We start from the raw sequence: 20,672 nt of genomic DNA, 5'->3' as shown, positions 1-20,672 counted from the left end.
TTTTCGGTAAGTGAATTAGATGCTTACCATTAACGTCGTATTCTCAGTTACTTCTTCTATGTACTTAAACGTCGTTAAAATTTCTGCTTTGCCTTTACGAACCAACACAGTGTGCTCAAAATGTGCAGCAGGTTTTCGGTCTGTGGTCCGGATAGTCCAACCGTCTTTTTCCTGAACAACGGATCTTTTTCCTAACGTAATCATTGGTTCAATCGCAATCACAATTCCTTCCCGTAACTTAGGTCCTTGTCCTCGTTTCCCATAATTTGGTACTTCAGGACTTTCATGTAAATTACGGCCTACACCATGACCAACCAACTCTCGAACAACACCGTAGCCAAATTTTTCAACGTATGATTGAATTACATAGCCAATGTCACCTACTCTTTTACCTTCTACTGCCTGCTCAATCCCTAAATACAGTGACTGTTTAGTGCGCTTTAGAAGGTTCATAACTTCATAACTTATATTTCCTACTGGGTAGGTATATGCACTGTCACTATGAAATCCATTTAACTTAACTCCACAATCTATAGAGATTACATCTCCTTCTCGCAATTGATATTGGCTTGGAAAACCATGTACCACAATATCATTTAGTGAGATACAGAGTGATGCTGGAAAACCATTATACCCTTTGAAAGAAGGCTGACCTTTATGGTCTTTTATAAACTCTTCAGCGACTTTATCTAATTGCTTAGTGGTAATACCAGGCTTTATCCATTTTGCCACTTCGGCATGGGCTTTTCCCAAAACTTGAGCACTTTCTTTAATCAGTAAAACTTCTTCTTCTGATTTAAGAAAAATCATTTTTGTCATTATACCGCTACCGTTTCAGTACGGCCTTTTACTCGGCCAGACTTCATTAAACCTTCATAGCGTTTCATGAGGAGGTAACTTTCTACTTGTTGCAAAGTATCAAGTACAACACCAACCAAAATCAGCAATGATGTACCTCCAAAAAACTGTGCAAATTCTCTCGTCATTCCAGTCATACTTGCCAATGATGGCAGAATAGCAACCACCGCAAGAAGTATACCTCCAGGTAAAGTAATACGATCTAATACCGTGGCAATAAAGTCAGAAGTGGAAAGCCCTGGTTTAACTCCTGGGATAAACCCTCCTCCTCTTTTCATATCGTCAGCAATTTGCTGAGGACTAATTGCAATGGCAGTGTAGAAAAAAGTAAATACAATAATCAGGGTTGCAAAAAGACCGTTGTATTGCCAAGTTGTGTAATCATTGAAAGTAGTAGCTATTGAGCTAGCGAAATCACTTTTTTCGGCAAATAACCCTGCAACCAATGACGGTATAAACATTAAAGCCTGAGCAAAGATAATTGGCATCACACCAGAGGTATTGAGTTTAAGTGGCAGATACTGTCTTTGACCACCCATCACTTTATTCCCAACTACTTGCTTTGCATATTGAATAGGCACTCTTCGTACTGCCTGTGTTAAAGCTACTGCAAACATTACGACTAAGAAGAGTGCTACAATTTCAAGAACAAAAATTAACGCTTCTCCTGTACCTCTTGAAACAGCTTCCTGATAAATAGCTCTTGGAAAACGAGATACAATACCAATCATGATCAGCATTGATGTACCATTTCCAATTCCGCGGTCGGTGATTCTCTCCCCTAACCACATACAAAAAATTGTACCAGCTGTTAAAATAAAAACGGATGATATCGTAAAAGCTGCTCGAGTAATTAAAAGTGCATCCGTTGGTATTGTAGTCTGCAAATAACTTACCGACTGAGCAATTGTAACAAAAATGGTTAATACTCGCGTAATCTGATTCAATTTCTTGCGTCCAGATTCTCCTTCCTTCTGCATTTTTTGGAAATACGGAAGTGCCATTGTTAACAATTGAATGGCAATAGAAGCAGAAATATAGGGCATGATACCCAGAGCAAAGATTGAAGCCTTACTGAAAGCGCCTCCCAAAAATGTATCTAACAAGCCTAATAAGCCTGATGTATCGATATTAAGTTTGCTACTATCTACTCCAGGTAGAACAATGTAGTAACCAAGACGATAAACCGCAATCAAAAGGAGAGTATAAAGAATTCTATTCTTTAACTCTTCAATTGAAAAGATATTTTTTAAGGTCTGTATAAACCGTTTCATGCGTTTGTTAGATTTACCCGTGAAAAAATCAGGTAAAGTTACAAAAAATCTTTGGTAAGATTACAAAGTAACGGCTTTACCGCCTGCTTTTTCGATAGCCTCTGCTGCTGCTTTTGAAAAAGCATGAGCTTTCAATTCTACGGCAACTTTTAATTCGCCACGGCTAAGAATCTTTACTAAGTCAGTTTTTGAAACTAAACCGTTGTTGTACAACACTTCAATGTCAATTACAGTAGCATTTGTTTTTTCAACCAATGCCTGAATGGAATCTAAGTTGAGTGCTTTGTACTCTACGCGATTAACGTTTTTGAAACCAAATTTTGGAACACGTCTTTGGAGCGGCATTTGCCCTCCTTCGAAGTGACTTTTTTGGCTGTAGCCTGAACGTGATTGAGCACCTTTGTGTCCACGCGTAGATGTACCGCCCATTCCAGAGCCATGCCCTCTACCTAGGCGTTTTTTTGTTTTTACCGAGCCTGAGGCTGGTTTTAATGAGCTAAGATTCATTGTCATATGCCAATTAGATCTCTTCGACTTTCACCAAATGATTTACTTTCTGAATCATACCAGAAATGGCAGGATTGATTTCAATCTCTATACTGCGACTGATTTTACCTAATCCCAAAGCAGCTAAGGTGCGCTTTTGATCTTCGGGCCTACCAATCTTACTTCTAACTTGTGTTACTCTTACCTTTGCCATTTTCCCAAAAGATTATCCATTAAATACTTTGGCCAACTTTACTCCGCGTTGGAATGCAACTTGGTGGGGAGCTCTCATCTTAAGGAGTGCATCAATCGTTGCCTTCACTACGTTGTGAGGATTTGATGATCCTTTAGATTTTGCTAACACGTCGTGTATACCAGCGGCTTCTAAAACAGCACGCATAGCACCTCCTGCAATAACACCCGTTCCAGGGGCGGCTGGCTTAACAAAAACCAGACCTCCACTAAATTTACCGTGCATTTCATGAGGGACTGTTCCTTTCAAGAGAGGAACTTGTACAAGGTTTTTCTTGGCGTCCTCGATTCCTTTTGCAATAGCATCAGTTACTTCGTTAGCTTTACCTAAACCGTAACCTACTACACCTTTGCCGTCACCTACGACCACAATTGCTGAGAAACTAAAACGACGACCACCTTTTACTACTTTGGCAACGCGGTTGATAGCCACAACCTTTTCTTTCAGGTCTGCCTCGTTGTATTTCACAGGTTTGATACTGTTTGACATATCTTATTAGAATTTGAGACCCCCTTCGCGGGCGCCGTCTGCCAGTGCTTTTACTTTGCCGTGATATAAATAACCGTTGCGATCAAATACAACTGAACTAACGCCAGCTGCAATTGCTTTCTCAGCCAGTTTAATGCCTACTTTTTTCGCATCTTCTGCATTGACACTCGCTTTATTAGTGGTATCAAGCTCAATAGATGAAGCAGAGACTAAAGTTACTCCTTTTGTATCATCAATTACCTGCGCATAAATGCGCGCATTTGAACGAAATACTGAAAGGCGAGGCTTTTCTGTTGTTCCAGCTACTTTCTTCCGAATCCGGTACTTGATGCGCTGTCTTCTGTCGCTTCTTGCTAAAGCCATGATTGATTACAATTTTCAGATTACTGATTACTTCTTAGCTGCTGCTTTACCAGCTTTACGTCTGATTTGTTCTCCGATGAAGCGGATACCCTTACCTTTGTAAGGTTCTACTTTACGGAACGAGCGGATTTTAGCGGCAATTTGGCCTAAAAGTTCTTTGTCGATACACTCTAAAAAAACTTTTGGATTCTGTCCTTTTTCCATTGTTGCCGTTACCTTCACTTCTGAAGGAACTGCAAAATAAATACCATGTGAATAGCCAAGGCTCATCTCAAGAATATTATTATTCACGGACGCCTTATAACCTACCCCAACAATTTCCAGCTCAGCTTTGTAGCCTTCATGCACTCCCGTCACCATGTTACTGATGAGAGAACGGTAGAGACCGTGCAATGCTTTATGACGCTTTTGTTCAGTCGGACGTACGACTGTCAATTCGCTTCCTTCTACTTCTACCTTAATGTCGCGGTCAATAGTACGGGCTAACGTTCCTTTGGGACCTTTCACAGTCACAACGTTATCGTCAGATACACTTACTGTGACGTTTGCTGGTAGCGTAATCGGCTTTTTTCCTATACGTGACATGTTCTTTCTGTGAATTTTATCAGTAAACGTAACACAATACTTCTCCGCCCACGTTGAGCACGCGCGCTTCTTTGTCGGTCATTACCCCCTTAGAGGTAGATACAATCGCTACTCCAAGACCATTAAGAATGCGTGGAATATCGGTAGCTCCCGAATATTTACGCAAACCTGGCTTGCTTACACGTTGCAAGTCAACAATTGCTGATTGCTTTGTTACTGGGTTGTACTTTAAAGCAATCTTAATAATACCCTGCGGGCCATTATCTTCAAACTTGTAGTTTTGGATAAAGCCTTTATCGTAGAGTACCTTGGTGATCTCCTTCTTGATATTAGAAGCAGGTATCTCCACAACCCGGTGCTTCGCCTTTATGGCGTTTCTGATTCTCGTCAGATAATCTGCTATGGGATCGGTTAACATTTCTCTACTGATTTGTTGCGGCCCTTCCGTAAAAGGGCTGCAAAGTTACGGAATTGATTTTAAAAAACAAAAGAGATTTACCAGCTGGCTTTGGTAACACCAGGGATTTTTCCTGCCGAAGCCATTTCGCGGAATACCACCCGACAAATACCAAACTTACGCATGTATCCACGGGGACGTCCGGTTAAACGGCAACGGTTGTGCAAACGAACTGCTGATGAACTACGTGGCAGCTTGTCTAAACCTTCCCAATCGCCAGCTTCTTTCAATGCAGCTCTTTTGGAGGCATATTTAGCAACCAGCTTTTGTTTTTTCAATTCTCTTGCTTTTACGGATTCTTTAGCCATTTCCTTATTTCGTTGAAAAAGGGATTCTTATTTCTTACCTTTAGTAAAGGGCATACCAAGCGATTTAAGCAATTCGTAGCTTTCTTCGTCAGTATTGGCAGTAGTTACGAACGTGATATCCATACCAGAGATTTTGTTGATTTTATCAAACTGAATCTCAGGGAAGATAATTTGCTCTTTTACGCCAAATGTATAGTTACCACGTCCATCAAAACCTTTGTCGCTGATACCTTGAAAATCACGTACACGAGGTAGAGCAATAGAAGTCAACCGGTCTAAGAATTCAAACATGCGGTCGCCGCGTAGAGTAACTTTAACGCCGATTGGCATTTTTTCACGCAACTTAAAGTTTGAAATCGCTTTCTTAGAGATAGTAGGTACTGCTTTTTGACCAGCAATAATAGTAATCTCTTCAAGCCCCTGATCAATTAACTTCTTATCAGCTACCGCTGCACCAATTCCTTTGTTGATAACAATTTTCGACAAACGAGGTACTTGCATTACCGATTTATACTGGAACTTGTCTTGCAAATGCTTAACGACGTCCTTTGTGTATTTTTCTTTTAATCTCGGAGTTGCCATTTTTGATTTTTTTTTGTGGATTTCCGACCCACAGTTATTTATTAGAGTTTTTAATGGATGGTTTTACCCATTCATCAAACTACTTACTTTGAAGGATCAGCAATAAACTTCCCTGATTCTTTCGAGTAACGTTGCAACTTACCTTCTTCATTGGCTCTACGGCCGATACGAGTAGGTTGTCCAGTCGCAGGATCAACAAGCATCAGATTACTGATATGAATTGAACCTTCTGTTTTCTTCAGTTCACCTTGCGGATTGGCGGCTGTTGGCTTTATGTGTTTCGTGATCAAATTGACCCCTTCCACGATAGCGCGTTGCTTCTCTACCAATACTTTGGTGACTTTACCCGACTGGCCTTTAGAGTTACCAGCAATTACCTTCACCGTGTCACCGGTACGAATGTGTAATTTGGGTTGTTTGTTGTATTTTCTTTCCATTGCTTCTACAATACTTCAGGTGCCAATGAAACAATTTTCATAAAATTTTTCTCGCGCAATTCACGAGCAACAGGACCGAAGATACGAGTACCGCGAGGTTCATCTTGGTTGTTGAGTAATACGACGGCATTGTCTTCAAATCGAATATAAGAGCCGTCTTTGCGACGGATTTCTTTTTTGGTACGAACAACTACAGCTTTTGAAACTGTACCTTTCTTTACGTTACCTGAAGGAATTGCCTGCTTAACTGTCACTACTACTTTGTCTCCGATTGAGGCGTATCGTTTCCCAGTTCCGCCTAATACACGGATAACTAGTACTTCTTTTGCGCCACTGTTATCGGCCACAGACAGTCTTGATTCTTGCTGTACCATTGTTATTTCGCTTTTTCAATGATTTCGACTAATCTCCAACGCTTGTTCTTACTGAGCGGGCGGGTTTCCATTACGCGAATGGTATCTCCTACTCCACACTCATTGTTTTCGTCATGCACCATCAGTTTGGTAGTTTTTTTCATAAACTTACCGTATTTTGGGTGCTTAACTTTACGCTCTACCGCGACAACACAAGATTTTTCCATCTTGCTGCTTACCACGCGGCCAACTCTGACTTTGCGTAAATTTCTTTCTACAGTTGTAGTTGTTTGTGCTGCTGCCTCCATTGTGTCGGTTATTTTGCAATTGGGGTCTCCTGACCATTATTACGCGCTTGCGGCTTTATCCTTAGCCGACAACTCCGTCATCAACCTTGCAATCAGACGGCGCGTATTACGAATACGCATCGGATTTTCAATCGGAGATACGGCGTGAGCAAACTTCAACTTGAGTAGACGATCCTGCTCCTCAACAAGGGTTTGCTTCAATTGCTCTACCGTCAGCGCTTTGATTTCACTATTTTTCATTTGACTAATGCTTATTCTGCTTCTTCTTGATGATCGCGACGAACTACGAATTTAGTCTTAACAGGTAACTTTTGAGCGGCTAACCGAAGTGCTTCACTTGCGAGTTCGAGTGATACTCCTGTAGCTTCAAATAGAATCGTTCCTGCCTTAACGGGAGCTACCCAATATTCGGGAGCACCTTTACCTTTACCCATACGAACTTCTAGGGGTTTTTTGGTAATAGGTTTGTCAGGAAAAATTCGAATCCAAACCTGACCTTCACGCTTCATAGCACGCGTTACAGAAATACGAGCCGCTTCAATCTGTCTGGCTGTAATCCAGCCTGGTTCAAGCGTTTTGATGGCAAACGTACCGAAAGCGATCTGGTGGCCACGAGTGGCCATCCCTTTTTCAGACCCTTTACTTTTCTGTTGTTTGCGGAACTTGGTTCTTTTCGGTTGTAACATGGTTCAGCAGTATTTTCGGAGTCAATAAAGACCCGTTGCTTTCGATAATTACTTTTTCTTATTACGGTTATTGTTGCGGCCTTTACCAGGGCCGTTTCCAGCACCAGGACCGTTTCCGGCTCCGCGGCGGTCTCCACCTCCGTCACGATCTCCGCCACCACCTCGGCGACGGTCTCCATCACCACCTCGGCGACGATCTCCACGGTCTCCTCCACGATCATTACCACCAGCACGTTCTGCCGAAGCAGCACCACCACTTATTGGAGATAAATCACGCTTTCCGAAGATTTCACCTTTGAAAACCCATACCTTGATACCGATTTTTCCATATACGGTAAGCGCTTCTGAAATTGCATAATCAATATCTGCACGGAGTGTATGCAGAGGCACGCGTCCTTCTTTATATTCTTCTGTACGGGCCATTTCAGCACCACCCAGACGACCAGATACACGAACTTTGATTCCTTGAGCACCTACACGCATCGCAGACGATATCGCTTGCTTCATTGCACGACGATATGAGATACGATTTTCTAATTGTTGAGCTATAGACTCTCCCACCAATTTAGCATCGATTTCAGGACGCTTAATTTCGTAGATGTTGATTTGGATATCTTTACCCGTAATCTTCTTTAACTCTTCCTTAATCTTGTCGACCTCATTTCCGCCTTTACCGATTACAATTCCTGGACGAGCCGTGTGAATTGTAAGGGTGATACGCTTCAAAGTACGTTCAATGACTACTTTGGAGATAGCACCTTTAGGAATACGAGCGGAAATATATTTGCGGATCTGCTCGTCTTCAATCAGCTTGTCGGCAAACTCACGTCCTCCGTACCAGCTTGAATCCCAACCACGGACGATACCGAGTCGCAGACCTATAGGATTAACTTTCTGTCCCATTCGTTATTGAAATTTTAGGCTTCTTGTTGGATTACTTCTGCTGCATCATCTACCACAATTGTGATGTGGTTAGAGCGTTTACGAACACGGTAAGCACGACCCTGAGGTGCTGGACGCAGACGCTTCAACATTGCGCCACAATCAACAAAAATTGTTTTTACGTACAATTCAGCATCTTCGAGTTTAGCATCTTCGTTTCGTTGCTGCCAGTTGGCAACAGCCGACATCAATACTTTTTTCAAAACTGGAGCGGCACCCTGCGGTTGATATTGCAAAATTGCCAGCGCACGGCTCACTTTCTGCCCTCTAATCATATCAGCTACAAGCCGCATTTTACGAGGTGAAGTGGGTACGTTTCTTAATATAGCTCTTGCTTCCATTTTCTTGTTGTGCGTCGTTAGTGGTTAGTGTCAGTCATTAGGTCAAATGGCTATTGACTGAACAACTATTGACTATTCTATCTTTTGCCTTTATCTTTTTTGGCAATGTGCCCCCGGAAATTACGTGTTGGGGAAAACTCACCCAATTTGTGCCCGACCATGTTTTCGGTTACGTACACAGGGATGAACTTATTTCCATTGTGTACTGCAAAAGTATGACCAATAAAATCTGGGGAGATTGTACTGCGTCTTGACCAAGTCTTGATAACTGATTTCTTGCCGGCACCATTCATTACATCAATTTTGGTCTGAAGGCGGAAATCAATGTACGGTCCTTTTTTTATCGAACGTCCCATTTATCTTCGATTATTTTTTACGTTTGCTAATAATCAAACGGTTTGAATACTTTTTCGGAGTACGTGTCTTTTTACCTTTAGCGTATAAGCCCGTACGAGAACGAGGGTGACCTCCTGATGCACGACCTTCACCACCACCCATAGGGTGATCGACTGGGTTCATCGCAACCCCACGAACTCGTGGACGAATACCCAACCAACGCTTACGGCCTGCTTTTCCGAGGCTTACGTTCATGTGGTCAGCGTTAGATACTGAACCTACCGTAGCAATACACGTTGAAAGTATCATGCGCATTTCGCTTGATGGCATACGCAATACTGCATATTTACCATCACGAGCTACTAATTGGGCATAAGTACCAGCGCTGCGTACCAATTGTCCTCCTTTACCAGGATGTAATTCTACATTGTGAACAATTGTACCAATCGGCATTGAACTTAAAGGAAGTGCGTTACCTACTTCAGGTGCTACACTAGTTCCTGACACAACAGTTTGTCCTACTTTAATACCCTGCGGGGCAAGGATATAACGTTTTTCTCCATCTTGGTATTCAACCAATGCAATACGAGAAGAACGGTTAGGATCGTATTCGACTGATACTACTGTTGCTTCAACATCAAACTTGTCACGTTTGAAGTCGATAATACGGTACATGCGCTTGTGACCACCACCAATATAACGAGCTGTACGACGACCTTGGTTGTTACGTCCACCTGTCTTTTTAATAGGGGCCAACAAGCTTTTCTCAGGCTTGTCGGTTGTGATTTCATCAAACGACGGAGCCGTACGAAAGCGCTGACCGGGAGTTGTTGGTTTTAGCTTAATGACTGCCATTGTTTTTTTCAGTTATTTGCTACTTCAACGATTTATTTAGGCGATATCTGAATAAATATCAATTATTTCGCCTGCTTTTAGAGTCACGATGGCTTTCTTGTACGTTGAAGTAATACCACTAATTGCTTTACCTCGTGACATTCTTGATTTTTTTCTGCCGATTGAACGCATGGTATCTACACTTGCTACCTTAACACCATACACTTTTTCGATGGCGTTTGCAATTTCAATTTTATTGGCAGTTTTAGACACTTCAAATACATACTTGCCCAAATTGCTGAGCGCAGTAGCTTTTTCGGTCAATATCGGTCGCTTGAGTACACTCATTGTCTTACTTGTTCAAGAGATTTTCTAACTTCGACACTGCAGTCTCACTAATCAACAATACTTCAGCATTGATGAGATCGTAAGTATTTACAGAGTCAACCGTAGTGATGTTTACCTTTGGAATATTGCGGCCAGACAAAAATACGTTATCGTCGTGGTTGGGCAGAATAAGAAGTGTTTTCTTATTTGTTAAAGAGAAAGCACTCAAGAAAGAAAGATACTGCTTGGTTTTAGGACCTTCAAAAGTGAAATCTTCTACAATTGAGATACCATTTGCCTTCGCTTTTGTCGAAAGAACTGACTTACGCGCCAATACTTTCACTTTCTTATTAAGTTTGAAGCTGTAGTCACGAGGTCTTGGTCCAAATACTCGACCACCACCCACGAACAAAGGCGATTTGATTGACCCTGCACGGGCGCCTCCAGTTCCTTTTTGACGCTTAATTTTTCTTGTAGAGTACGAAACCTCTGCGCGCTCTTTTGATTTGTGCGTACCCTGACGTTGGTTAGCAAGATATTGCTTTACGTCTAAATACACTACGTGCTGATTTGGCTCAATGCCGAATACTGTTTCGGCAAGGGCTACTTTTTTGCCCGTATCTTGTCCTTTTATATCTAATACTGAAAGTTCCATTGTCTTGATCGGATTGAACGGTTCGCCTTAACTACTTTTCGATGATTACAAACGAATTTTTCGCACCTGGCACCGAACCACTAATAACAACGAGATTCTGCTCAGGAATTACTTTCAACACTTTAAGGTTTTGAACCTTAACGCGGTTATTCCCCATGCGTCCTGCCATACGAATCCCTTTGAATACTCGAGAAGGGAATGAACATGCACCAATTGAACCCGGGTGACGTTGGCGGTTGTGCTGACCGTGTGTTTGGCCGCCTACCCCTGCGAAACCGTGACGTTTTACTACACCTTGAAAACCACGTCCTTTGGCAGTACCTACCACATCAACGAAGTCTCCTTCACCAAATACATCTGCTACTGACAATGCTTGACCAAGGTTAAGTTCTTCTTCGAACTCCTTAAATTCAACCAATTTGCGCTTTGGCGTAGTACCTGCCTTCTTAAAATGACCCACGAGCGGTTGAGTCGTATGCTTTTCTTTCTTTTCTCCGAAACCGAGCTGGACAGCCTTGTATCCATCAGTTTCGTCGGTTTTGACTTGCGTAACAACACAAGGACCAGCTTCAATTACCGTACATGCCAGAGCCTGCCCGTCCGCACTGTACACACTAGTCATCCCGATTTTTTTTCCTATTAAACCAGACATCTTTTTGATTTACAGCAGGTTATAAAATTTATTTTACAAAACGGACTGCAAAAGTCTGAAATTAATTTCAGCAATCCAACTATTTTACTTTTTTTATTTTTCACTTCAACAAAAAAGGTCAGATGATAAACATCTGACCTCATTTTACTGTGGAAAAGTAATTGCTACTTAGCCTAAGTTATGAATCCAGATGTGGTTTCCTTTCGGACCTTCATCCAATCTATGTCGATTGAAACTTTAAAAGTGTCTTTTTTAAAGGCTCGCAAAGGTCTGAATTTTATTCTTGAAAAGCAAGCTATACTTTAAAAATTTCAGAAGATAATTTTAATCCTTTATTTTTGGCAGCTTTATACCTTAACAATTCAATTGTTCAATGTATAACTGTTGGCACAGTTTTCGTTAGTAGGCTATACGAGGAACAACCCGTAAACTATGACAAATGTATGTATTAGAGTGGCTTTCACCCTCTTAGCTATTTTCTTCTGTGCAGACGCCAGTGCTCAATCGAGGCGTTCTAGCCCTGTTCGCCGGAATGTTCCAGCGTTTGGCGTAATTAAAGTTTTTGCGGGAGGCGGCATATCTTATTATATGGGAGACATGCGTGCCAAAACTGATTTGAGGTTTATCCAGCCTCATTTAGCACTGGGGGTGAGTTATAGACTAGCCGAGCGCATTGCTTTACGGGGAGAAGTGGATATATATCGTATTTCGGGAAAACAGGCGGGTGGCCCAATTTGGTACAATAATCTTTCCTTTCGTTCTGATAACCCGGCTGGATATATAGGATTGCAAATTGACGCATTCCGTTATAACGACGAACGCCTATTAAAACCTTATTTATTGGGGGGGATAGGCATGACAAGAATTAATCCTAAAGCAAATTATCAGGGCAATTGGCATAGTTTACCGCCGCTAATGACTGAAGGAGTAGCTTACAAACGTAACGTGCGTATTGCTGTGATTGGGGTGGGAGTTTCTTGGAAACACGACGACCGTTGGAATTTTGCCGTTGAGCTTAGTGATAATTTTGCAAATTCAGATTATTTGGATGACGTCAGTACAAATTATCCTAATCCAGGAGGAATGTCTGAACTAGCACTGGCTTTGTCGGATAGGAGACCCGAATTAACCAATCTGCCGTCTGGGTATTCTCCACAAAATGAGCCTGGAAATCAACGAGGAAATCCTAAAGTAAAAGACTCTTACGGATTTTTATCGTTTAGGGCTGAGTATTTACTCGGTACCCAAGCCCGACGCGCCGAGCGCCGAAAGCTAAGATGTTACTATTAGGAACATAAAATACTATTTTAGATTTTTCAGAAAAGCGGTTATATAGCAATATAAACCGCTTTTTACGTATACAAAACTATTGAAATATGAAGCATATTCTACTTATGAACGGTCCTGATAATAAAGGGCTTATTTATAACGTAACCCATGTACTGTATAATCATAACCAAAATATTATCAGTCAGGATGAATACGTAAGTCCTTCCAAACAGTTTTTTATGAGAACCGAATTTGAAGGCGAAGGTGATCCTGAAAAAATAATTAACGACCTGTACAGTACACTACCTACTGGCATTAACTTACGTCTCAATCCCAAAAAAAAGAAAGACATTGTGGTGTTTGTAACAAAAGAGCATGACTGTTTGGGCGAATTGCTCATAAGGTATGCTTTTGACGAACTGGATGCCACAATCCAAGCTGTGATAAGCAATTACAATACTTTACAACCTTTGGTCAGCAAATTTGGCATTCCTTTTCATTTCATTTCTCACGAACACAAAACGCGTAACGAACATGAAGAGGCGATTCTAAGAACCCTTGATATTTACAAACCTGAGTATCTAGTTTTAGCTAAATATATGCGCATTCTGACCACAGATTTTGTACAACACTACCCCCATCGAATTGTAAATATTCATCATTCCTTTCTTCCCGCTTTTATTGGAGCCAACCCTTATCGTCAAGCATATGAACGAGGCGTCAAAATCATTGGAGCAACGGCCCATTTTGTCAATGATAACCTTGACGAGGGACCGATTATTGCACAGGATGTAAAGGAAGTAGATCACCGCCTATCGGCGCTAGATATGGCTACTTTGGGAAAAGATACCGAAAAATCTGTACTGTCTAAAGCCTTAAAGTTGGTATTCAATGACCGCGTCTTTATCCACGGCAATCGTACCGTTATATTGTAGATTATTACTAAAATGGTATTTTTCCTATTTTTTTATACACATTTAAGTATCTTGCACCCCGTTTTTTAACCCTCATACTAACCTTTCTGGAAGACATGCAAAAACTTCAAACCTTAGACTATCTAGTATTTCTTTTTTACTTCATAGTGGTCGCTGGCTACGGCTATTGGATTTATCAACGAAAAAAAACCAAAGAAGCTAGTACAACTGATTTCTTTCTGGCTGAAGGCTCGCTTACCTGGTGGGCAATCGGCGCATCCTTAATTGCCTCTAATATCTCGGCTGAACAATTCATTGGGATGTCGGGCAATGGTTTTTCAATGGGATTGGCCATTGCAACCTATGAATGGATGGCTGCCGCCACACTGTTAGTGGTGGGTATTTTCTTTATGCCTATCTATTTGAAGAATCGTATTTTTACGATGCCACAATTCCTGAATCAACGTTATAATACAACCGTTAGCTTAATTATGGCCATTTTTTGGCTGTTTTTGTACGTTTTAGTTAATTTAACCTCTATCCTGTTTTTAGGGGCGCTTGCAGTTTCTACCATTTCGGGAATTGATTTTACGGTATGTATGATTGGACTGGCCATTTTTGCCGTTATCATTACGGTAGGTGGAATGAAAGTAATTGGATATACCGACGTTATTCAGGTATTTTTCCTCATTTTGGGGGGATTAGCAACCACCTACCTAGCCATGGATTTGGTTTCTCAAGAGTTTGGCGTAGAGGGAATTACCAGTGCTTTCGGTACCATGCTTGAGAAGTCGGAAGATCACTTCCATATGATTTTCCAAGAAGGCAACCCGCACTACATGGCGTTGCCTGGTTTGACGGTACTCATTGGAGGAATGTGGATTGTCAACCTGAATTACTGGGGTTGCAATCAATATATCACGCAACGTGCGCTCGGTGCTGATCTCAAAACAGCACGTGAAGGAATTCTTTTTGCCGCGTTTTTAAAACTTTTAATGCCTGTCATTGTGGTACTACCAGGAATTGCCGCTTATACCTTATATCAAAAAGGCTTGTTTCAAATGGAAATGCTTGAAGGTGGCGAACTCAATCAGGACCGTGCCTATCCAGTATTACTAAATTTGCTGCCAGTTGGACTTAAAGGTCTTTCTTTTGCGGCCTTAACGGCGGCAATTGTAGCTTCTTTGGCAGGAAAAGCAAACAGTATTTCAACCATTTTTACCCTTGATATTTATAAAAAATACATCGGCCAAGATGCTGATGAAAAGAAACTTGTTTGGATTGGACGGGTAACGATTGTTGTTGCCATGATTTTAGCAATTATTATTTCTCCTTACATGGGCATTGACAAAAAGGGAGGTTTCCAGTTTATTCAGGAAATGACAGGGCTTGTTTCTCCAGGTGTATTTGCCGCTTTTATTCTGGGCTTTTTCTGGAAAAAAACCAATTCTGCGGGAGCCCTCTTTGCAATTGTCGGTGGCTTTCTTATTGCCTTCTCGATGCACAACAACTGGCTACCTGGTACTGACTGGACCTTGGTTCCGTTCTTAGACAGAATGGGAATCGTATTCCTAATCTGCGTGGCAGTAATGGTTGTACTAGGACTTTGGCAGCCTAGCAGTAAAGGTTTAGCAATTGATTCCTCCATGTTCAAAATCAAAGGAACCTTTGCCATCGGCACCGCAGTTATTTGTGCAATTATCGCAATACTTTATACCGTATTCTGGTAATTAATCTTACTTTTTTTTAAAATACCCCTGCCGATGCAATACTCGGTAGGGGTATTTTTTTGCCCTTCATTAAACTTTTGCTCCTCACCGTCCATCTAAGCTTTAAAGCTGCCTGAAAACTTACGCAAACGCTCAACACCATTCATCTGCATGGACGCTATCCAACACCAACGCACTATTCAACACCTATTTTGGAGAGCTGGCTTCGGAGCTTCACCAAGTGAAGTAAAAAAAGCGATATCAATGTCAAGACTTCAACTTGTTAAAAGTTTATTTAGAGATAGCAGCAACATAAAACTGTTGACACAGGTCTCCAATGCTCCTGCTCAGGATTTAAAAAATATGCGGCAGGCTGTTAAACAAAATGCAGGAGGCTCCCGTGAAGACCTCCGCGACAAGCTTAAACTCATGGCCCAAGAACGCCGTGAAAGCATTAGCAGTCTCAATGATGCGTGGGTCGCTCAAATGGGAAATGGAGCTTATGCATTTCGAGAGAAAATGGCTCTTTTTTGGCACAACCATTTCGCCTGCCGCAGCAGAGCAGTTAGCTTCATTCAACAACAAAATAACACCTTACGCACCCATGCACTTGGCAAATTCGGAGACTTGTTGATGGCTGTTTCAAAAGACGCAGCAATGCTGCAGTTTTTAAACAATCAGCAAAACAGAAAGCATAGCCCTAATGAAAATTTTGCCCGAGAAGTGATGGAACTATTTACGCTAGGGCGAGGGCAATACACCGAACAGGATATTAAAGAAGCAGCGCGGGCTTTTACAGGATGGGGCTTTAACATCAACGGTGAATTCGTTTTTAGAGAAAACTTTCATGACGATGGCCTCAAAACCATCTTTGGCAAATCTGGGAATTACATAGGAGAAGACGTAATCGAAATGCTCCTCGCAAATCCTAAAACAGCTCTACACATTTCGACTAAAATTTATCGCGCATTTGTCAATGAAAAAGTAGACGATGCTCACGTCACGGCAATGGCAAAACGTTTTTATCATAGCCAGTACGACATTGCCGACTTAATGCAATACGTTTTTACTTCTGACTGGTTTTACCATTCAATAAACATCGGTGCACAAATTAAATCTCCTGTAGAATATCTGTCTGGTTTACAACGAACTTTCAACCTCAATTTTGTGGATAAGACGCCCGTATTATACACCCAAAAAATATTAGGCCAAGTTCTTTTTAATCCCCCCAATGTAGCTGGTTGGCCTGGCGGAAAAGCTTGGATTGATAGTTCCAGTTTACTTTCGCGGTTGCAACTCCCTAGTGTACTCTTTCGCAACGAAACCATAAATATCAGCGTAAAAGAAAGTGGAGATGTCAATGAGGAAAAATTAGTCCGCAAGAATAAGTTTGAAATCAATATAAACTGGCAGGATTTTGCCCATTCGTTCGAATCAATTCCTGACTCTGTTCTTTGCAAAACCTTGGCATCTTATTTGTTACAGGTACCAATTAATGATGCAACCATAAAACGCATTGAAAATAAGGTTTCGGCACCCGAACGCACAGAGACGGTAAAACAACTTTGCATTTCTTTAATGAGTACACTCGAATATCAAGTTTGCTAACCCGTTTTTCATAAATAGTATTTCAATAATGAAACGTCGCACATTTCTCAAAAAAACGGCTTTTACAACTGCTGGTTCGCTTTTAATTCCTCAGTTTTTAAAAGCGTATGAGCAAAAACACTTTGGACAAAAACCGCTCAACGATAAAATTCTGGTGGTTATTCAACTCTCTGGCGGCAATGACGGCCTTAATACGGTAGTTCCGTTTCGGAATGATATTTACTACCGAGAGCGCCCCTCCATCGCCATCAATCAAAACAATGTGCTGCGACTCAACGATGAAATTGCTTTTAATCCAGCACTCGAAAAAATCAAAGAATTATATGACAATGGACTGGTTTCTGTCATCAATAATGTAGGCTATCCCAATCCTGACCGCTCTCATTTTCGCTCAATGGATATTTGGCAAACGGGAAGCAGTTCGGAAGAATATCTATCCAGCGGTTGGATTGGTCGTTATTTGGATGCTCAATGCATTGGCCAATCCTGCCTCCCGCACCAAGCTCTTGAAATTGACGATACATTAAGTTTAGCTTTAAAAGGGCAGCAAGTCAATGGATTATCGTTGCAAAACCCTGAGAAGTTATACCGACAAACGCAAAGTACGTTTGTCAAAACATTGACCGATATTCCTGCAGCAGATAACCATGACAATGTTGCGTATCTCTATAAAACGCTGGCCGAAACTGTGTCGTCTGCCGAATATGTTCATACAAAAGCAAAAGTCAATAAATCTCGAATGATGTATCCCACCACTGAATTAGGGAAAAGTCTTAATACCATTGCTGAACTTATTACATCTGGCGTAAGCACAAGCGTGTATTACGTTTCTTTGTCTGGTTTTGATACCCACATACGCCAAAATGACCAACAAGACCGCCTTCTTCGCCAATATGCTGAAGCGGTAAATGTTTTTGTCAATGATATGAAAGCCAATAGCCGCCTTGATGATGTTATGGTTTTGACATTCAGTGAATTTGGCCGACGAGTAAAGCAAAATGCGAGTAGCGGTACGGATCATGGAACTGCCAATAATGTATTTTTAATCGGGGGGCCGAAACGTACCCGCTCTATTTTAAACGAAGCTCCTGATTTAACAAACTTAGATAACGGAGACTTAAAATACAGCATTGATTTCCGAGAAATATACGCAACATTATTAGATGATTGGCTTCACACAGATTCTACCAAGATTCTTACTCAAAAATTCAACAAACTACCACTCTTCTAACTTAAAACGACTGCTTTAGGGCAGTCGTTTTAAGTTAGCCCCCAATTATCTTTCTTTATTCTCACCTTCCTTGAGAGGATTTCCCTATTTTTACGCTAATCAATAAAAAAGGGAATGACCGATACGATTCAAAATACTTCTACCATTTTCACCAAATTGGGAGGGGAGTTTATTATTCCTACGGAGCTTTTTGCCGAAAAATCAAAAAAAATAAAAGCCTTTATTTTTGACTGGGACGGCGTATTCAACGACGGTACAAAAAATGAACACGGAACCAGCAACTTCAGTGAAGTAGATTCAATGGGAATTAACTTACTTCGTTTTGGTTGGTGGATGTCTCAGTCCAAGATGCCATACACTGCCGTAATTTCGGGAGAGCGGAATACCATGTCTTTTCAGCTGGCCAAAAGAGAGCACTACGATTCCTGCTATTTTCGTATCAAACATAAAATTGCCGCTCTTGAACATTTTATGGCAATCCATCATCTCAAACCAGAAGAAATAGCCTTCTTTTTTGACGATGCCTTGGATTTATCCATTGCCGAGCAGTGCGGCATCCGCATCATGGTTCGGCACGGTGGCAATCCTCTGTTTCAAAAATACGTTATCGACCATAACCTTGTCGACTACATCACTGGACAGGCTGGTGGTGCTTTTGCGGTTCGAGAAGGGTGTGAACTCTTGCTGGGACTTTCCCAAATACATGATCAAACGATTACCAATAGGCTACGTTTTTATCCAGAGTATGACCAATACCTTTCCCAACGGCAATTGATTGAAACTTCTTTTTTTACGTTGTCGGATGGAAAATTTGAATCACAAACAATCTAGCGTTTATCACACATGTCGCAAGCAATAGATTTTCAGGAAAACAGATTAAAAACGGGTGAAGGTGGTATAATCCTTACGAGTGTTGAGGATTTACTCAACTGGTCAAGATTATCATCGCTGTGGCCAATGGGATTTGGCTTAGCTTGCTGCGCCATTGAAATGATGGCTTCCTACGCCTCAAACTATGACCTTGAAAGATTTGGGATATTCCCCCGCCCTTCTCCTCGTCAATCAGATGTAATGATTGTTGCTGGAACCGTTACCTTCAAAATGGCAGATAGGATTCGCCGTTTATATGAACAAATGCCAGAACCGCGCTACGTAATCTCCATGGGGAGCTGTTCAAATTGCGGAGGTCCTTACTGGGAACATGGCTACCACGTTGTAAAAGGAATAGATAGAATCATTCCAGTAGACGTTTACGTGCCTGGATGCCCGCCGCGCCCAGAAGCATTAATTGGAGGTTTTTTAAAATTGCAGGAAAAAATCCGTCAGGAACATCCAATTGCCCCCACGCTACTCTTGGAGTTGGAGGCCGAAAACCATACCACCTGATCACATGACCACACATGATATAGTAGAGAGATTAAAAAGTAAATTTAACACAGATGCGATTCTGGTTGTAAACGAAAAAACTGCTCAACCCATAATACAGATTCCCGCAAATTTACTTTTGGACATTTGTCAATTTTTACATGAAGATGAGTTACTGTACTTTGACTTTATGGCTTGCCTGACGGGAATTGATAATGGTCCAGAAAAAGGCTCAATGGAAGTAATTTACCATTTGACTTCAATTCCCTATCAAAGGAATCTAACTTTGAAAGTGATTCTTCCAAGGCAAATTGATGGTCAACCACCTTCTATCTCCAGCTTATCTAGTATTTGGAAAACAGCTGATTGGCATGAACGCGAGGCATTTGATTTAATCGGAATTAGCTTTGAAAATCATCCTGATTTGCGTCGAATTCTACTTCCAAAAGATTGGGAAGGTCATCCCCTCCGAAAAGATTATGAAGAGCAAGACTCATACCATGGAATAAAAGTAAAGTACTAATAATCAATGAGTTGAAAATTTTTCTTGACATAACCAAAAAAAATGCTATCCTTCGCAACAAATTCAACAAAAAAAGCGTTGGATTGGCAAGTTTGCTTGGTTTTTAAACCTTATTTTAGAACTAATAAAAGGAATTGAGTATGTATTGGACACTGGAATTAGCCTCTTATTTGGAGGATGCGCCTTGGCCCGCCACAAAGGACGAATTAATTGATTTTGCGATTCGCACGGGAGCTCCTCTGGAAGTCGTCGAAAACCTGCAGGAACTAGAAGATGATGGCCAACCTTATGAAAGTATTGAGGAAATATGGCCTGATTATCCTACAAAGGACGATTTCTTCTTTAACGAAGATGAATATTAATGATTAGAAGAAGCCCATTTACTGGGCTTTTTTTATAAATTATTTATTCAGGTTGTATTAACGCAAAAGAGCCCGCCTTTCAGCGAGCTCTTTCTTTTTTAATATTGTGGCGGCTACCTACTTTTCCAAGTTTTATCTCAGTATCATCGGCGGAGCGGGGCTTAA

The 20,672-nt window shown here is 41.3% G+C and carries 31 protein-coding genes; 9 read left to right on the top strand and 22 right to left on the bottom strand.

What is annotated here, in order from left to right; all coding sequences use genetic code 11:
- Positions 1-15: 15 nt before the first annotated feature.
- The 22 genes from map to rplC form a co-directional block, all read right to left on the bottom strand.
- Positions 16-810 carry a type I methionyl aminopeptidase gene (gene map / locus GVN20_RS25155; RefSeq protein ID WP_166561051.1) on the bottom strand — a complete coding sequence of 265 codons (795 nt, stop codon included), beginning with the start codon at positions 808-810 and terminating at the stop codon, positions 16-18.
- An 8-nt stretch (positions 811-818) separates the two neighbouring features.
- Positions 819-2,132: a preprotein translocase subunit SecY gene (secY, locus tag GVN20_RS25150; RefSeq protein WP_166560989.1), complete on the bottom strand. Its 1,314-nt coding sequence runs from the start codon at positions 2,130-2,132 to the stop codon at positions 819-821.
- 60 nt (positions 2,133-2,192) lie between these two features.
- A complete protein-coding gene (rplO, locus tag GVN20_RS25145; RefSeq protein ID WP_166560988.1) occupies positions 2,193-2,639 on the bottom strand; it encodes a 50S ribosomal protein L15 in 447 nt (148 codons plus the stop codon).
- Between the two features lie 13 nt (positions 2,640-2,652).
- Positions 2,653-2,832, bottom strand: a complete 180-nt coding sequence (rpmD, locus tag GVN20_RS25140) for a 50S ribosomal protein L30 (RefSeq protein ID WP_013927420.1) — start codon at positions 2,830-2,832, stop codon at positions 2,653-2,655.
- Positions 2,833-2,844: 12 nt separating this feature from the next.
- The gene (gene rpsE / locus GVN20_RS25135) at positions 2,845-3,360 is read right to left on the bottom strand and encodes a 30S ribosomal protein S5 (RefSeq protein ID WP_114068145.1); all 516 of its coding nucleotides are present in this window, start codon (positions 3,358-3,360) and stop codon (positions 2,845-2,847) included.
- Between the two features lie 6 nt (positions 3,361-3,366).
- Positions 3,367-3,723, bottom strand: a complete 357-nt coding sequence (gene rplR / locus GVN20_RS25130; RefSeq protein WP_114068146.1) for a 50S ribosomal protein L18 — start codon at positions 3,721-3,723, stop codon at positions 3,367-3,369.
- Between the two features lie 27 nt (positions 3,724-3,750).
- Positions 3,751-4,308, bottom strand: a complete 558-nt coding sequence (rplF, locus tag GVN20_RS25125) for a 50S ribosomal protein L6 (protein WP_166560987.1) — start codon at positions 4,306-4,308, stop codon at positions 3,751-3,753.
- Positions 4,309-4,327: 19 nt separating this feature from the next.
- Positions 4,328-4,726, bottom strand: a complete 399-nt coding sequence (gene rpsH, locus GVN20_RS25120; RefSeq protein ID WP_013927424.1) for a 30S ribosomal protein S8 — start codon at positions 4,724-4,726, stop codon at positions 4,328-4,330.
- 77 nt (positions 4,727-4,803) lie between these two features.
- Positions 4,804-5,073 carry a 30S ribosomal protein S14 gene (rpsN, locus tag GVN20_RS25115; RefSeq protein ID WP_013927425.1) on the bottom strand — a complete coding sequence of 90 codons (270 nt, stop codon included), beginning with the start codon at positions 5,071-5,073 and terminating at the stop codon, positions 4,804-4,806.
- Between the two features lie 27 nt (positions 5,074-5,100).
- On the bottom strand, positions 5,101-5,655 hold the full coding sequence (rplE, locus tag GVN20_RS25110) for a 50S ribosomal protein L5 (RefSeq protein ID WP_166560986.1): 555 nt from the start codon (positions 5,653-5,655) through the stop codon (positions 5,101-5,103).
- Between the two features lie 83 nt (positions 5,656-5,738).
- Positions 5,739-6,092 (bottom strand): 50S ribosomal protein L24, encoded by a 354-nt coding sequence (rplX, locus tag GVN20_RS25105; RefSeq protein ID WP_166560985.1) that lies wholly within the window; start codon positions 6,090-6,092, stop codon positions 5,739-5,741.
- A gap of 5 nt (positions 6,093-6,097) precedes the next feature.
- Complete coding sequence (gene rplN / locus GVN20_RS25100) at positions 6,098-6,466, bottom strand: 50S ribosomal protein L14 (protein ID WP_114068150.1); 369 nt, start codon at positions 6,464-6,466, stop codon at positions 6,098-6,100.
- A 2-nt stretch (positions 6,467-6,468) separates the two neighbouring features.
- On the bottom strand, positions 6,469-6,753 hold the full coding sequence (gene rpsQ / locus GVN20_RS25095; RefSeq protein WP_114068151.1) for a 30S ribosomal protein S17: 285 nt from the start codon (positions 6,751-6,753) through the stop codon (positions 6,469-6,471).
- A 39-nt stretch (positions 6,754-6,792) separates the two neighbouring features.
- Positions 6,793-6,993 (bottom strand): 50S ribosomal protein L29, encoded by a 201-nt coding sequence (rpmC, locus tag GVN20_RS25090; RefSeq protein ID WP_013927430.1) that lies wholly within the window; start codon positions 6,991-6,993, stop codon positions 6,793-6,795.
- 11 nt (positions 6,994-7,004) lie between these two features.
- Positions 7,005-7,439, bottom strand: a complete 435-nt coding sequence (rplP, locus tag GVN20_RS25085; RefSeq protein WP_114068152.1) for a 50S ribosomal protein L16 — start codon at positions 7,437-7,439, stop codon at positions 7,005-7,007.
- 48 nt (positions 7,440-7,487) lie between these two features.
- Positions 7,488-8,342: a 30S ribosomal protein S3 gene (gene rpsC, locus GVN20_RS25080; protein ID WP_013927432.1), complete on the bottom strand. Its 855-nt coding sequence runs from the start codon at positions 8,340-8,342 to the stop codon at positions 7,488-7,490.
- Between the two features lie 14 nt (positions 8,343-8,356).
- The gene (rplV, locus tag GVN20_RS25075) at positions 8,357-8,722 is read right to left on the bottom strand and encodes a 50S ribosomal protein L22 (protein WP_114068154.1); all 366 of its coding nucleotides are present in this window, start codon (positions 8,720-8,722) and stop codon (positions 8,357-8,359) included.
- A 77-nt stretch (positions 8,723-8,799) separates the two neighbouring features.
- Complete coding sequence (rpsS, locus tag GVN20_RS25070; RefSeq protein WP_013927434.1) at positions 8,800-9,078, bottom strand: 30S ribosomal protein S19; 279 nt, start codon at positions 9,076-9,078, stop codon at positions 8,800-8,802.
- A gap of 10 nt (positions 9,079-9,088) precedes the next feature.
- A complete protein-coding gene (gene rplB / locus GVN20_RS25065; protein WP_166560984.1) occupies positions 9,089-9,913 on the bottom strand; it encodes a 50S ribosomal protein L2 in 825 nt (274 codons plus the stop codon).
- A 36-nt stretch (positions 9,914-9,949) separates the two neighbouring features.
- Positions 9,950-10,240: a 50S ribosomal protein L23 gene (rplW, locus tag GVN20_RS25060; protein ID WP_013927436.1), complete on the bottom strand. Its 291-nt coding sequence runs from the start codon at positions 10,238-10,240 to the stop codon at positions 9,950-9,952.
- Between the two features lie 4 nt (positions 10,241-10,244).
- On the bottom strand, positions 10,245-10,874 hold the full coding sequence (rplD, locus tag GVN20_RS25055; RefSeq protein WP_114068156.1) for a 50S ribosomal protein L4: 630 nt from the start codon (positions 10,872-10,874) through the stop codon (positions 10,245-10,247).
- A 31-nt stretch (positions 10,875-10,905) separates the two neighbouring features.
- Positions 10,906-11,526 (bottom strand): 50S ribosomal protein L3, encoded by a 621-nt coding sequence (gene rplC, locus GVN20_RS25050; RefSeq protein WP_114463903.1) that lies wholly within the window; start codon positions 11,524-11,526, stop codon positions 10,906-10,908.
- Positions 11,527-11,958: 432 nt separating this feature from the next.
- Here rplC and GVN20_RS25045 point away from each other — a divergent pair, with 432 nt between their 5' ends.
- From GVN20_RS25045 to GVN20_RS25005, 9 genes are all read left to right on the top strand, one after another.
- Complete coding sequence (locus GVN20_RS25045) at positions 11,959-12,816, top strand: hypothetical protein (RefSeq protein WP_166560983.1); 858 nt, start codon at positions 11,959-11,961, stop codon at positions 12,814-12,816.
- An 86-nt stretch (positions 12,817-12,902) separates the two neighbouring features.
- Positions 12,903-13,730, top strand: a complete 828-nt coding sequence (purU, locus tag GVN20_RS25040; protein WP_229599181.1) for a formyltetrahydrofolate deformylase — start codon at positions 12,903-12,905, stop codon at positions 13,728-13,730.
- 95 nt (positions 13,731-13,825) lie between these two features.
- Positions 13,826-15,439 (top strand): sodium/sugar symporter, encoded by a 1,614-nt coding sequence (locus GVN20_RS25035; RefSeq protein WP_166560982.1) that lies wholly within the window; start codon positions 13,826-13,828, stop codon positions 15,437-15,439.
- Positions 15,440-15,589: 150 nt separating this feature from the next.
- Positions 15,590-17,026: a DUF1800 family protein gene (locus GVN20_RS25030; protein WP_166560981.1), complete on the top strand. Its 1,437-nt coding sequence runs from the start codon at positions 15,590-15,592 to the stop codon at positions 17,024-17,026.
- Positions 17,027-17,054: 28 nt separating this feature from the next.
- The gene (locus GVN20_RS25025) at positions 17,055-18,257 is read left to right on the top strand and encodes a DUF1501 domain-containing protein (protein WP_166560980.1); all 1,203 of its coding nucleotides are present in this window, start codon (positions 17,055-17,057) and stop codon (positions 18,255-18,257) included.
- A 114-nt stretch (positions 18,258-18,371) separates the two neighbouring features.
- Entirely contained in the window at positions 18,372-19,088 is a 717-nt protein-coding gene (locus GVN20_RS25020; protein ID WP_166560979.1) for a phosphatase, read from the top strand.
- A 12-nt stretch (positions 19,089-19,100) separates the two neighbouring features.
- Complete coding sequence (gene nuoB, locus GVN20_RS25015) at positions 19,101-19,643, top strand: NADH-quinone oxidoreductase subunit NuoB (RefSeq protein ID WP_166560978.1); 543 nt, start codon at positions 19,101-19,103, stop codon at positions 19,641-19,643.
- A gap of 4 nt (positions 19,644-19,647) precedes the next feature.
- On the top strand, positions 19,648-20,145 hold the full coding sequence (locus GVN20_RS25010; protein ID WP_166560977.1) for an NADH-quinone oxidoreductase subunit C: 498 nt from the start codon (positions 19,648-19,650) through the stop codon (positions 20,143-20,145).
- Between the two features lie 140 nt (positions 20,146-20,285).
- Positions 20,286-20,507, top strand: coding sequence for a DUF2795 domain-containing protein (locus GVN20_RS25005; RefSeq protein ID WP_013927448.1), 222 nt, complete (start codon positions 20,286-20,288; stop codon positions 20,505-20,507).
- The last annotated feature ends 165 nt before the right edge of the window (positions 20,508-20,672 follow it).

Origin of the sequence: Runella sp. CRIBMP (assembly GCF_009905605.1) — a bacterium.
In the GTDB taxonomy this organism is placed as follows: domain Bacteria; phylum Bacteroidota; class Bacteroidia; order Cytophagales; family Spirosomataceae; genus Runella.
This window is presented reverse-complemented; position numbering and strand designations above follow the sequence as displayed.

Bases quoted from the DNA above. Each gene is read 5' to 3' on its own strand.
- GVN20_RS25035 (WP_166560982.1), top strand. From the start codon at position 13,826: ATGCAAAAACTTCAAACCTTAGACTATCTAGTATTTCTTTTTTACTTC.
- rplD (WP_114068156.1), bottom strand. From the start codon at position 10,874: ATGGAACTTTCAGTATTAGATATAAAAGGACAAGATACGGGCAAAAAA.
- rplR (WP_114068146.1), bottom strand. From the start codon at position 3,723: ATGGCTTTAGCAAGAAGCGACAGAAGACAGCGCATCAAGTACCGGATT.
- rpsQ (WP_114068151.1), bottom strand. From the start codon at position 6,753: ATGGAGGCAGCAGCACAAACAACTACAACTGTAGAAAGAAATTTACGC.
- rpsC (WP_013927432.1), bottom strand. From the start codon at position 8,342: ATGGGACAGAAAGTTAATCCTATAGGTCTGCGACTCGGTATCGTCCGT.
- rpsN (WP_013927425.1), bottom strand. From the start codon at position 5,073: ATGGCTAAAGAATCCGTAAAAGCAAGAGAATTGAAAAAACAAAAGCTG.
- GVN20_RS25025 (WP_166560980.1), top strand. From the start codon at position 17,055: ATGAAACGTCGCACATTTCTCAAAAAAACGGCTTTTACAACTGCTGGT.
- GVN20_RS25005 (WP_013927448.1), top strand. From the start codon at position 20,286: ATGTATTGGACACTGGAATTAGCCTCTTATTTGGAGGATGCGCCTTGG.
- rplB (WP_166560984.1), bottom strand. From the start codon at position 9,913: ATGGCAGTCATTAAGCTAAAACCAACAACTCCCGGTCAGCGCTTTCGT.
- rplE (WP_166560986.1), bottom strand. From the start codon at position 5,655: ATGGCAACTCCGAGATTAAAAGAAAAATACACAAAGGACGTCGTTAAG.
- secY (WP_166560989.1), bottom strand. From the start codon at position 2,132: ATGAAACGGTTTATACAGACCTTAAAAAATATCTTTTCAATTGAAGAG.
- rpmD (WP_013927420.1), bottom strand. From the start codon at position 2,832: ATGGCAAAGGTAAGAGTAACACAAGTTAGAAGTAAGATTGGTAGGCCC.
- GVN20_RS25045 (WP_166560983.1), top strand. From the start codon at position 11,959: ATGACAAATGTATGTATTAGAGTGGCTTTCACCCTCTTAGCTATTTTC.
- rplN (WP_114068150.1), bottom strand. From the start codon at position 6,466: ATGGTACAGCAAGAATCAAGACTGTCTGTGGCCGATAACAGTGGCGCA.
- rpsH (WP_013927424.1), bottom strand. From the start codon at position 4,726: ATGTTAACCGATCCCATAGCAGATTATCTGACGAGAATCAGAAACGCC.
- rplX (WP_166560985.1), bottom strand. From the start codon at position 6,092: ATGGAAAGAAAATACAACAAACAACCCAAATTACACATTCGTACCGGT.
- rplF (WP_166560987.1), bottom strand. From the start codon at position 4,308: ATGTCACGTATAGGAAAAAAGCCGATTACGCTACCAGCAAACGTCACA.
- map (WP_166561051.1), bottom strand. From the start codon at position 810: ATGATTTTTCTTAAATCAGAAGAAGAAGTTTTACTGATTAAAGAAAGT.
- GVN20_RS25020 (WP_166560979.1), top strand. From the start codon at position 18,372: ATGACCGATACGATTCAAAATACTTCTACCATTTTCACCAAATTGGGA.
- GVN20_RS25030 (WP_166560981.1), top strand. From the start codon at position 15,590: ATGGACGCTATCCAACACCAACGCACTATTCAACACCTATTTTGGAGA.
- rplW (WP_013927436.1), bottom strand. From the start codon at position 10,240: ATGAGTGTACTCAAGCGACCGATATTGACCGAAAAAGCTACTGCGCTC.
- GVN20_RS25010 (WP_166560977.1), top strand. From the start codon at position 19,648: ATGACCACACATGATATAGTAGAGAGATTAAAAAGTAAATTTAACACA.
- rpsE (WP_114068145.1), bottom strand. From the start codon at position 3,360: ATGTCAAACAGTATCAAACCTGTGAAATACAACGAGGCAGACCTGAAA.
- rplO (WP_166560988.1), bottom strand. From the start codon at position 2,639: ATGAATCTTAGCTCATTAAAACCAGCCTCAGGCTCGGTAAAAACAAAA.
- rplP (WP_114068152.1), bottom strand. From the start codon at position 7,439: ATGTTACAACCGAAAAGAACCAAGTTCCGCAAACAACAGAAAAGTAAA.
- nuoB (WP_166560978.1), top strand. From the start codon at position 19,101: ATGTCGCAAGCAATAGATTTTCAGGAAAACAGATTAAAAACGGGTGAA.
- rpmC (WP_013927430.1), bottom strand. From the start codon at position 6,993: ATGAAAAATAGTGAAATCAAAGCGCTGACGGTAGAGCAATTGAAGCAA.
- purU (WP_229599181.1), top strand. From the start codon at position 12,903: ATGAAGCATATTCTACTTATGAACGGTCCTGATAATAAAGGGCTTATT.
- rpsS (WP_013927434.1), bottom strand. From the start codon at position 9,078: ATGGGACGTTCGATAAAAAAAGGACCGTACATTGATTTCCGCCTTCAG.
- rplC (WP_114463903.1), bottom strand. From the start codon at position 11,526: ATGTCTGGTTTAATAGGAAAAAAAATCGGGATGACTAGTGTGTACAGT.
- rplV (WP_114068154.1), bottom strand. From the start codon at position 8,722: ATGGAAGCAAGAGCTATATTAAGAAACGTACCCACTTCACCTCGTAAA.